Annotated in this window: 6 protein-coding genes, 1 pseudogene and 1 riboswitch; of the genes and pseudogenes, 1 reads left to right on the top strand and 6 read right to left on the bottom strand. The window is 74.3% G+C overall.

Annotated features, from left to right (window positions below):
* Positions 1-91: 91 nt before the first annotated feature.
* Positions 92-186, bottom strand: a riboswitch (cobalamin riboswitch).
* A 155-nt stretch (positions 187-341) separates the two neighbouring features.
* Positions 342-1,703, bottom strand: coding sequence for a cobyrinate a,c-diamide synthase (locus ABH925_RS02650; RefSeq protein WP_370145085.1), 1,362 nt, complete (start codon positions 1,701-1,703; stop codon positions 342-344).
* Positions 1,704-1,785: 82 nt separating this feature from the next.
* On the opposite strand from ABH925_RS02650, the pseudogene ABH925_RS02645 reads away from it, so the two are divergent.
* A pseudogene (locus ABH925_RS02645) lies at positions 1,786-2,384 on the top strand (Uma2 family endonuclease).
* A 9-nt stretch (positions 2,385-2,393) separates the two neighbouring features.
* Here the strand turns inward: ABH925_RS02645 and cobO are convergent.
* From cobO to ABH925_RS02620, 5 genes are all read right to left on the bottom strand, one after another.
* On the bottom strand, positions 2,394-2,990 hold the full coding sequence (cobO, locus tag ABH925_RS02640) for a cob(I)yrinic acid a,c-diamide adenosyltransferase (RefSeq protein WP_370145084.1): 597 nt from the start codon (positions 2,988-2,990) through the stop codon (positions 2,394-2,396).
* Positions 2,991-2,992: 2 nt separating this feature from the next.
* Positions 2,993-5,038: a putative cobaltochelatase gene (locus ABH925_RS02635; protein ID WP_370145402.1), complete on the bottom strand. Its 2,046-nt coding sequence runs from the start codon at positions 5,036-5,038 to the stop codon at positions 2,993-2,995.
* A 35-nt stretch (positions 5,039-5,073) separates the two neighbouring features.
* Positions 5,074-8,709 (bottom strand): cobaltochelatase subunit CobN, encoded by a 3,636-nt coding sequence (gene cobN, locus ABH925_RS02630; RefSeq protein WP_370145401.1) that lies wholly within the window; start codon positions 8,707-8,709, stop codon positions 5,074-5,076.
* A gap of 125 nt (positions 8,710-8,834) precedes the next feature.
* The gene (locus ABH925_RS02625) at positions 8,835-10,355 is read right to left on the bottom strand and encodes a cobyric acid synthase (protein ID WP_370145083.1); all 1,521 of its coding nucleotides are present in this window, start codon (positions 10,353-10,355) and stop codon (positions 8,835-8,837) included.
* Positions 10,352-11,326, bottom strand: coding sequence for a cobalamin biosynthesis protein (locus tag ABH925_RS02620; protein ID WP_370145081.1), 975 nt, complete (start codon positions 11,324-11,326; stop codon positions 10,352-10,354). Before ABH925_RS02620 ends, ABH925_RS02625 begins: the two co-directional genes overlap by 4 nt.
* Positions 11,327-11,384: the final 58 nt, after the last annotated feature.

The raw sequence follows: 11,384 nt of genomic DNA, 5'->3' as shown, positions 1-11,384 counted from the left end.
GTGGGCGGGCAGAAGGGCACGACGGCGCGGCAGCGCATGGCGACAAATCCTCACTCGGGGTCCGCGCCCCGGCTCGTGGTGACGGCGGCCAGAGTTCCTGGCTCGCGGACGGTCCCGTCCGGAATCCGGTCGGGCCGCCCGATGACAGTGGCGGGACCGCGCCGGATTCGCACCGGACTTCCTCATCATTGCCGCCGTTTCAGGCCCTGAGATCCCACCACGCCCGCGACGGGCCAGTCAACCGAGCCACCTGTGTCCTGTCCCACGTGGACGGGCCCGCGCGGCACCCTGCCGACCGGCCCGGAGCTGCCCTGATGAGCGACCGCTGCCCTCGGGTCCGCTCAGAGCCGGCGGACCAGACGGTGCGCCAGCCGGGGCTCTCCGGCCCAGTGCAGGTGGAGATAGGAGGCGTGCAGGGTGGGGGAGGTGAAGCCCTCGGTGCGCGCCCCCGACGGTCCTCGCCAGCCCCAGGCGGGGGCGGTCGGCGAGGCGCCCGGCTCGCAGACCGTGCGGTGGAACTCGTGCCCGTTCAGCCGGGTGCCGGCCGCCGCCAGCGGGCTGTCGGAGAGCGCCACAGCCTCGCGGTAGCCGAGGGTCAGCCGTGCGGTCATCCGGGACTCGGCGTCCACCACCCCGCACATCGGCGCGCCGTCCAGGTCGCGCCCCAGGTACAGCAGCCCGGCGCACTCGGCCACGATCGGCGCCCCCGAGGCGGCCAGTGCCGTCACCGCCTCCCGCAACACGCTGTTGCCGGACAGCCGTTCGGCGTAGACCTCGGGAAATCCCCCTCCGATGACCAGGGCTGAGGTTCCGTCAGGCAGCTTCTCGTCGTGCAGCGGGTCGAACGGGGCGACCACCGCCCCGGCGGCGGCGAGCAGTTCGGCGTTCTCCGCGTAGGAGAAGGAGAACGCAGGGCCGGAGGCCAGCGCGATGACGGGCCTGCTGTCGACCGGCCCGCCCAGCTCGGCGATCTCCGCCACCGGATCCCACGGTGCGTCAGGGAGCGGCGGGGCACTGCGGGCCAACGCCAGCACCGCGTCCAGATCCACGCCCGCGCGGACCAGTTCACCCATCTCCGCCACTGCCCGCAACGCCTCGGCGTCACGCTCCACGGCGGGGATCAGGCCCAGGTGGCGGCTGGGGGTGGCCACCGCCTCGGTGCGCCGGATCGACCCCAGCACCTGGACCCCGCCGCCCTCCTCCAGCGCCTCGCGCAGCAGCTGCTCATGGCGGTCCGAGGCGACCCGGTTGAGGATCACCCCGCCGATCCGCAGCTCCGGATCCCAGGACGCGAAGCCGTGCACCAGTGCCGCCACCGAGCGGCTCTGCGACGAGGCGTCCACCACCAGCACCACCGGCGCCCGCAGCAGCTTCGCCACATGCGCGGTGGAGGCGAACTCCCCGCGCCCGGCCGCCCCGTCGAACAGCCCCATCACGCCCTCAACCACGGCCACGTCCGCCCCGGCCGCGCCATGCAGCAGCAGCGGCGCCAGCCGCTCCGGCCCGCACAGGAAGGCGTCCAGGTTGCGCCCGGGACGCCCGGTCGCCAGCGCGTGGTACCCGGGGTCGATGTAGTCGGGCCCGACCTTGTGCGGCGACACGGCCAGACCCCGCGCGGTCAGCGCGGCCATCAGCCCGGTGGCGACCGTCGTCTTCCCGCTGCCGGACGAGGGCGCGGCGAGGACGACACGGGGGAGGTTCATTCGGCCATCCTTTCGTAGGGTGATACTGCTCGGAGGACAAGCGACCATCCGATTACGCTGGGTGCTCAGCCCAGGGTCTCGGATGAGGAGGCAGGCGGTGACCGCAGTGCACGACCGACCGGTGAAGCAGGCTGAGGATCAGATCACGGTTGCGGAGTTCGAGGAGATTGCTTCGCATACTCCGGAGACGGTCCGCCTCGAGTTCCTGTTCGGAAAGCTGGGGGTGAGGCCGATGCCGGACGGTGACCACTCGGAGATGATCCTCTGGCTGCAGACCCAGTGCATGCAGCACCGCCCCGACCTCGGGATGTACGCGGAAGTCGGGCTGCGGGTGGAAACGTACCGAGCAGGGAGAGCCAGGCCGGATGCAGTCCTTGCGCCGCGTGGGAGCTTCGCCGGACAGCCAGCGCAGATGGCGTACTGATGGCCGTCGAGGTCACCTCCTTCGACGACGACACCGAGCGGCGGGACCGCGTGGACAATCCTCGCGCCTACGCGGAAGCAGGCATTCCCGTCTACCTGCTCGTCGACCGCACGAGGGGCGAGGTCGTCGTCCACACCGAGCCTGCCTCTGGTCGCTACACCAAGACGAATACCGTGACCATCGGTGATGAAGTGGTGCTCCCTGTCCCAGTTGACCTCACACTGGACACCCAGCAGCTGAAGGACTTCCTTCGCTGACCACCCCGCTCACCACTCGATGCCGCGCTGGCCCTTCCGGCCCTGGTCCATCGGGTGTTTCACCTTGGTCATCTCGGTCACGAGATCCGCCGCGTCCAGCAGCGCCTGCGGGGCGTTGCGGCCGGTGATCACCACGTGCTGGCTGCCCGGACGGTCCCTGAGGACCGCCAGCACCTCGTCCAGGTCGATCCAGCCCCAGTGCAGCGGGTAGCTGAACTCGTCCAGCACGTAGAGCCGGTAGGTCTCGGCGGCGAGGTCGCGCTTGACCTGCTCCCAGCCCTCGCGGGCGGCCTCCTCGCTGTCGGCGATGTCGCGCTGGACCCAGGACCAGCCCTCGCCCATCTTGTGCCAGGCGACCGTGCCGCCCTCGCCGCTGGCGCCCAGCACCCGCAGCGCGTGCTCCTCGCCGACCTTCCACTTCGCGGACTTCACGAACTGGAACACCCCGATCGGCCAGCCCTGGTTCCAGGCCCGCAGTGCCAGCCCGAAGGCCGCCGTGGACTTGCCCTTGCCGGGGCCGGTGTGGACCGCGAGCACGGGCTGGGTGCGACGCTGACGTGTGGTCAGGCCGTCCTCGGGAACGGTGGTCGGCTGTCCCTGCGGCATGGCTACGCCGCCTCCTTCTGCACGGTGCGGATCAGGTGGGTGACGCTGTCGGCGGCCAGTTCGTCCAGGCGGACGGCCTCCCCGCCCAGATGCCCGGCCAGCTCTCCGGCCAGGCCGAGCCGGACCGGGCCGCTCTCGCAGTCCACGACCACGGCCGCGATGCCCTGCGCGGCCAGCAGTTGCGCCGCGCGGCGGGCGTCCGGCAGTGCCTGCGAGCCGCCGGTGGCCCGGCCGTCGGTGACCACGACCAGCAGCGGACGGCGGCGCGGATCACGCAGCCGCTCCAGCCGCAGCGTCTCGTGGGCCCGCAGCAGCCCGGCCGCCAGGGGGGTGCGGCCGCCGGTGGGCAACTGCTCCAGCCGGGCCGCGCCGACCTCGACCGAGGACGTCGGCGGCAGTGCCAGCGTCGCCTCGGAACCCCGGAAGGTGATCATGCCGACCTTGTCGCGGCGCTGGTAGGCGTCCATCAGCAGCGACAGTACGGCGCCCTTGACCGCCGACATGCGCTGCCGGGCCGCCATCGACCCGGAGGCGTCCACCACGAACAGCACCAGGTTGGACTCCCGCCCCTCCCTGACCTGCTCGCGGAAGTCGTCCCGGCGCAGCACCAGCGCCCGCCCGTCCCGGCCGCGCGCCCGCTGCTGCGGTGCGGCCGCCTGCAGCGTCGCGGCCAGGTGCAGCCGCTGCAGCGCGCCGGTGGGCCGGGCCGCGCGGACGGTGTGCCCGCCGCTCCGGGTACGGGCGGCCGAGCGGCGGCCGTGCGCGCCGTCCCCGGTGCCGGGGACGGTGAACAGCCGGGTCCGGTACGGGGAGGCCGCCGGCGCGGCCGGCTGCGGGGGGACGGGAGCGCTGCGGGAGCCTCCCGGGGCCTCGCCGTCGGGCGCCTGCCCCGGCACGGGCCCGTCCTCCGGCGGCGCGTCCCGGCCGCCGCCGGACGGCCCGTCGGGGCCGCCGTCGCCAGGGCCGTCATCGTCGGGGCCGTCATCGTCCGGGCCCTGGTTGCCCGGGCCCTGGTCGTCCGGGCCGCCGCCGTCGGGTCCGTCCGGGCCGTCGGGGTCGCGGTCGGGTTCCTCGCCGGCGGTCTGCTGCAGGGTCTGGTCCAGCTTCTCCTCGTCCAGGCCCGGCGCGTCGAAGGGGTTGCGGCGGCGCCGGTGCGGCAGCGCCAGCTGCGCCGCCACCCGCACGTCCTCCGCCAGCACCGTGGTCCGGCCCGACCAGGCGGCCAGCGCCACCGCGGTGCGCGCCATCACGATGTCCGCGCGCAGCCCGTCCACCTCGAACGCCGCGCACACGGCGGTGATCTGACGCAGCGCCGGATCGCCCAGCAGCACCGACGGCAGCAGCTCGCGCGCGGTGACGATCCGGGCCGCGAGCGCGCGCTCGTCCTCGGTCCAGCGCGCCGCGAAGCCCTCCGGGTCGGCGTCGTAGGCGAGGCGTCGGCGCACCACCTCGGCGCGCTGCTCCGGCTCGCGGGTGGCGGCGATCTCCACGGTCAGGCCGAAGCGGTCCAGCAACTGCGGCCGCAGCTCGCCCTCCTCCGGGTTCATCGTCCCGACCAGCAGGAACCGCGCCGCATGCCGCACCGAGACGCCCTCGCGCTCGACGTACGAGCGGCCCATCGCGGCGGCGTCCAGCAGCAGGTCGACCAGATGGTCGTTGAGCAGGTTGACCTCGTCGATGTAGAGCACGCCGCGGTGGGCGGCGGCCAGCAGGCCGGGCTCGTAGGCCTTGACACCCTCGGCCAGCGCCCGCTCCAGGTCCAGCGAGCCGACGATGCGGTCCTCGGACACCCCGACCGGCAGCTCCACCAGCCGGGTGGGCCGCGCCGCGGCGCCCTGCCCCGGGTGCGGGCCGTCCGGGCACTGCGGGTCCGGCGCGGCCGGGTCACAGGCGAAGCGGCAGCCCTCGACCACCGCGATGGACGGCAGCAGCCCGGCCAGCGCCCGCACCGCCGTGGACTTCGCGGTGCCCTTCTCGCCGCGCACCAGCACCCCGCCGACCTGCGGGGACACCGCGTTGAGCAGCAGCGCCAGCCGCAGCTCGTCCATGCCGACCACGGCCGTGAACGGATACCGGGTGTCACTCACTGGTCGTCCCCTTCCAGGTCGCCTTCGAGTTCGAGGTAGGTGGCGCGGAGCCGGTCCAGGGTGTCCTGGTCCGGCTCGGCCCACAGCTGCCGGTCGGCGGCCTCCAGCAGGCGCTCGGTGATGCCGCGCAGCGCCCAGGGGTTGGACTGGCGCATGAACTCCTGGTTGGTCGGGTCGAAGACGTACTCCGTCGCCAGCTTCTCGTACATCCAGTCGTCCACGACACCCGCCGTGGCGTCGTAGCCGAAGAGGTAGTCCACCGTGGCGGCCATCTCGAAGGCGCCCTTGTAGCCGTGGCGCCGCATCGCGGCCATCCAGCGGGGGTTGACCACGCGGGCGCGGAAGACGCGGTGCGTCTCCTCGCCCAGGGTGCGGGTCTTCACCTGGTCCGGGACGGCGCTGTCGCCCACATAGGCCTCCGGCGAGGTGCCGGTGAGGTGCCGCACCATGGCCACCATGCCACCGTGGTACTGGAAGTAGTCGTCCGCGTCGACCAGGTCGTGCTCGCGGGTGTCCACGTTCTTGGCGGCCACCGAGATCCGGCGGAACGCCTGCTCCATGTCCCCGCGCGCGGCCCGTCCGTCCAGGCCGCGGCCGTAGGCGTAGCCGCCCCAGACCGCGTAGACCTCGGCCAGGTCGGCGTCGGAGCGCCAGTTGCGGGCGTCGATCAGCGGCAGCAGCCCGGCCCCGTAGGCGCCGGGCTTGGAACCGAAGATGCGCGCGGTGGCGCGGCGCCGGTCGCCGTGCTCGGCGGTGTCCGCCTCGACGTGGGCGCGCACGTAGTTGGCGTCGGCCGGCTCGTCCAGCGCGGCGACCGCCTGGACCGCGTCGTCCAGCAGTGCCACCACGTGCGGGAAGGCGTCCCGGAAGAACCCGGAGATACGGACCGTCACATCCACGCGCGGACGCGCGAGTTCGTCCAGCGGCACGATCTCGAAGCCGGTCACCCGGCGGGAGGCGTCGTCCCAGACCGGGCGGCAGCCCAGCAGGGAGAGGATCTCCGCGATGTCGTCGCCCTGGGTGCGCATGCAGGAGGTGCCCCACACGGTCAGGCCGACCGAGCGCGGGTACTCGCCGTTGTCGGCCAGGTAGCGGGCCACCAGCGAGTCCGCCAGGGCCTGGCCGACCTCCCAGCTCAGCCGGGAGGGAATGGCCTTGGGGTCCACCGAGTAGAAGTTGCGCCCGGTCGGCAGCACGTTCACCAGCCCGCGGGTCGGCGACCCGGACGGCCCGGCCGGGACGTAACCGCCGCGCAGCGCCCGCAGGATGTGCGTCAGCTCGTCCGTGGTACGGGCCAGCCGCGGCACCACCTCCTCCGCCGCGAACTCCAGCACCGCCACCGCGTCCGGCAGTGGGCGGCCCAGCACCTCGGCCACCAGCGGACCGGCGGCGGTGACCGCCCAGTCCTCGCGCTCCATGCCCTCGGCCAGCCGTCGGCACAGCTGCTCCAGCAGGTCCACGGCGTCCGAGCCGGTCCGGGCCGGGCCCTCCACCAGTGCGGTCAGCTCCTTGGACACCGGCACCGAGGCGCCCGGCTCGGCCAGCAGTTCCTTCTCCACCAGCCCGAACTCCCGGGCCAGCGCCGACCGCAGGCCCGGCAGGGCGTCCGCCTGCCCGCCCCACACCTGGGCCGAGCGCAGCACCGCCAGCACCAGGTTGACCCGCGCCTCGCCGACCGGGCCGCCGCCCAGGATGTGCAGGCCGTCGCGGATCTGCACGTCCTTGATCTCGCAGAGGTAGCCGTCGATGTGCATGACGAACTCGTCGAAGGCGTTCTCGTCCGGCTGGTCCTCGACATGCAGGTCGTGGTGCAGTTCGGCGGCCTTCACCAGGGTCCAGATCTGCGCCCGCACCGCCGGGGCCTTGACCGGGTCCAGGTCCTTGACCAGCGCGTACTCGTCCAGCAGCTGTTCCAGCTTGGCCAGGTCGCCGTAGGTGTCGGCGCGCGCCATCGGCGGCACCAGGTGGTCCACGATGGTGGCGTGGCCGCGCCGCTTGGCCTGGGTGCCCTCGCCGGGGTCGTTCACGATGAACGGGTAGACCAGCGGCAGTTCGCCCAGCACCGCGTCCGGGGCGCAGCCTGCCGACAGGCCCAGGCCCTTGCCGGGCAGCCACTCCATCGTCCCGTGCTTGCCCAGGTGGACCACCGCGTCCGCGCCCCAGGACTGCTCCAGCCAGCGGTAGGCGGCCAGGTAGTGGTGCGAGGGCGGCAGGTCGGGGTCGTGGTAGATGGCGATCGGGTTCTCGCCGAAGCCGCGCGGCGGCTGGATCATCAGCATCACGTTGCCGAAGGCCAGCGCGGCGAGCACGATGTCGTCGCCGTCCACGTACAGCGAGCCGGGTGCCTCGCCCCAGTGCCGGACGATGCCCTCGCGCAACTCGGGCTCCAGGGCGGCGAACCAGCGCTGGTAGTCGGCCAGCGGGACCCGGGCGGGCGCGGCCCGCAACTGCTCCTCGGTCAGCCACTCGACGTCGTGGCCACCGGCGGCGATCAGTCGATGAATCAGTTCGTCCCCGCCGGACGGGTACTCGGTCACCCCGTAGCCCGCCTCGCGCAGCGAGTCCAGCAGCCGGACCGCGGAGGCCGGGGTGTCCAGGCCCACCGCGTTGCCGACCCGCGAGTGCTTGGTCGGGTAGGCGGTGAAGACCACCGCGATCTTCTTCTCGGCGTTGGGCTTGTGGGCCAGCGCGGCATGCCGCAGCGCGATCCCGGCCACCCGCCCGGCCCGCTCCGGGTCGGCGACGTAGACCGGGATGCCGTCCGCGCCCAGCTCCTTGAACGAGAACGGGACGGTGACCAGGCGGCCGTCGAACTCCGGGATGGCGACCTGCATGGCCGCGTCCATCGGCGACAGCGCCGCGTCCGACTCCTGCCAGGCGGCCCGGCTGGAGGTCAGGCACAGCCCCTGCAGCACCGGTACGTCCAGCTCGGCCAGCGCCCCGATGTCCCAGGCCTCCTCGGCGCCGCCGGCGCCGGCGTCGGCCGCCACGGTGCCGCCGGAGGCCAGCACCGTGGCCACCAACGCGTCGCAACGCCCCAGCAGCTCGTAGAGCCCGGCGTCGGCGCCGCGCAGCGAGCCGCAGAAGACCGGCACGGCGTTGCCGCCGCGCGCCTCGACCGCCTCGCACAGGGTGTCCACGAAGCCGGTGTTCCCGGAGAGTTCGTGGGCCCGGTAGAAGAGCACGCCCACGGTCGGGCGTCCTGGCACCGAGGCCCGCTCGCCGCGCACCCCGTACTGCGGCATCGACTCGGGCGGGGCGAAGCCCTCGCCGGTCAGCAGCACGGTGTCGGAGAGGAACCGGGCCAGCTCGGCGAGGTTCGCCGATCCGCCCTCGACCAGGTACGTCAGCGCCTCGGCGACCACCCCGGCCGGTACCGAGGACAGCCCCATCAGTTCCGCGTCCGGCACCGACTCGCCGCCGAGCAGCACGGTCGGCAGGCCGGAGCCGGCGATCTGCGCCAGCCCGTCCTCCCAGGCGCGGCGGCCGCCCAGCAGGCGCACGACGACCACGTCCGCGCCGTCCAGCAGGGCGCTCAGCTCCGCGCCGACGCCGACCCGGGTCGGGTTGCCGATCCGGTAGGCGGGGCCGGCCGCGCGGGCGGCGAGCAGGTCGGTGTCGGCGGTGGACAGCAGCAGCACCGTCGCCGCCCGACCGGGTTCCGGGGACGCCTGATCCAGCCCGGTTTGCTGCGAGTTCACGCTGAGTCGGCCTTTCGAAGGAGCGTACGAGGGGAGTTGGTGCAGGTCGCCAGGGGTCATGGCGCACCCGGGGGGACGAAGGGCAGGCCGTCCGGGACGCCGCCCTCGATCAGCCGCAGCAGCGCATCGGTGTCGGCATGCTGCTCGATCAGGTCGCCCAGGCGGTCCAGGCGTTCCTCCCGGGCGGCGGCGAAGCAGGTGTCCGGAGCGGGCCGGAAGTCGCGTCCGGCCAGCTCGGCGACCTCGCGCAGGAAGGCGCGGCGGAAGCCGTCGTTCTCCAGCGCGCCGTGCCAGGTGGTGCCCCAGACCGACCCGTTGCGGCAGCCCTCCAGGCCGCGCCCCAGGTCGTCGGTGAGGAACGGGTCGCCGCCCTCGACGGTGGTCACCCCGTGGTGGATCTCGTACCCGGCCACGGTCTCGCCGTAGGCCCGGCCGACCGGACGGGCCAGGGTCTTGGCCACCGCGAACTCCACCCGGGTCGGCAGCAGGCCCAGCCCGTCGACCGCGCCCGCGCCGGACTCCACCTGGTCCACGATGGTCCGGCCCAGCATCTGGTAGCCGCCGCAGACGCCCAGCACCGGCAGGCCCCGGGCGGCCCGCTCGGCCAGCGCCCGCTCCAGGCCGCGCTCGCGCAGCCAGGCCAGGTCGGCCACGGTGGCCCGGGTGCCGGGGAGCACCACGAGGTCGGCGTCGGCCAGCTCCTCGGCGCGGGTCGCCCAGCGCACCAGCACGCCCGGCTCCTGCGCCAGCGCGTCGATGTCGGTGAAGTTGGACAGCCGGGGCAGCCGGACCACCGACACCCGCAGCACCTCGCCGCCGTGCGCGGCTCCGCTGGGCGCGCGGTCCACCATCCCGGCCAGGTCCAGCGAGTCCTCGGCGTCCAGCCACAGGCCCTGCAGCATCGGCAGCACGCCGAGCGAGGGACGGTGCGTCAGCCGCTCCAGCATGTCCAGACCCGGCTGCAGCAGCCGCACGTCGCCGCGGAACTTGTTGACGATCCATCCGGCCAGGTGCCGCTGGTCCTGGGTGGACAGCAGCGCCAGCGTCCCGTACATGGACGCGAACACCCCGCCCCGGTCGATGTCGCCGACGACCACGACCGGCAGCGAGGCGGCGGTGGCCAGGCCCATGTTGGCGATGTCGCGGTCGCGCAGGTTGATCTCGGCGGGGGAGCCGGCGCCCTCGCAGACCACCACGTCGTAGCGGTCGCGCAGATCCGCCAGGCAGTCCAGTGCGATGCGCAGCAGCGCGGGCTTGCGCTCGCGGTAGTCCAGTGCGCCCACCTCGGCCACCGGCTGCCCCAGCACCACGACCTGGCTACGCCCGTCGGCGCCCGGCTTGAGCAGCACCGGGTTCATCGCCGCCTCGGGCTCCACCCCGGCGGCGGCCGCCTGCATCGCCTGGGCCCGGCCGATCTCGGCGCCGTCGGCGGTGACGAAGGAGTTCAGCGACATGTTCTGCGCCTTGAACGGCGCGACCTTCACCCCCTGCCGCGCCAGCCAGCGGCAGATCCCCGCCGTGACCACGCTCTTGCCCGCGTCCGAGGTGGTCCCCGCGACCAGCAGTGCCCCGTTCATCCCTGCTCCCTCCCAGCCCACGACGCCGCACCCGCCCGTACCGCAGCCGCGCCCGCTGTGGCCAGGACGGCCAGCAGGCCGACCCGGCGGGACAGCATGCAGGCGCGTTCGATGTCCCCGGTCCGCACCGGCCGCGCCTCCGCGCCCAGCACCGCGCGGTGCTGCACTTGCTCGCCGTACCGCAGCGTCCCGCCGAGGCGGACGCCCAGCGCCCCGGCGAAGGCTGCCTCGGCCTGGCCAGCGTTGGGGCTGGGGTGGGTGCCCGCGTCCCGGCGCCACACCCGCCAGGCGTCGCCGCGCCGTCCGGGCCCCGCCGCGGCGACGGTCAGCAGCGCGGTCAGCCGCGCCCCCGGCCAGCCCGCGACGTCGTCCAGCCGCGCCGAGGCCCAGCCGAAGCGCAGGTAGCGGGGCGAGCGATGGCCCACCATCGCGTCCAGGGTGTTCACCGCACGGAACGCCAGCAGCCCCGGCGTGCCCGCGACCGCGCCCCAGACCAGGGCGTTCACCACCGCGTCGGCGGTGTTCTCGGCCACCGACTCGACCACCGCGCGGGCGACCTGCTGCTCTGTCAGCTCACGCGGGTCCCGCCCGCACAGGTACGGCAGCCGTTGCCGCGCCGCCGCCAGGTCGCCGGACTCCAGCGCGGCACCGATGGTCCGCGCCTCGCGGACCAGCGACGCGCCGCCCAGGACGGTCCAGGTCGCCGCCCCGGCCAGCAGCGCCCGGCCGGGACCGGAACCGCGCAGCGCCCGGTCGGCGGCCAGCGCCGCCCCGGCCACGGTGCCGACGCAGAGCGCGGTGAACACCGTCCCGGCCGCGCGCCGGTCCCGCCACAGCCGCCGTTCCAACGCGCCGGCGGCCCGGCCGAAGCCGGCCACCGGATGTCCGCGCCGGGGGTCGCCGAAGGCGGCGTCGGCCGCGTAACCGGCGGCGAGGCCCAGAGCGATCGTCGGTGCGATCGTCGCCCGCACGGCGGTCAGCGGGGCGACTGCGCGGAGCGGGGAACGGCACCGGTCGACGGTGGTGGCG

This window comes from Streptacidiphilus sp. EB129 (assembly GCF_041262645.1).
In the GTDB taxonomy this organism is placed as follows: Bacteria; Actinomycetota; Actinomycetes; order Streptomycetales; family Streptomycetaceae; genus Streptacidiphilus.
This window is presented reverse-complemented; position numbering and strand designations above follow the sequence as displayed.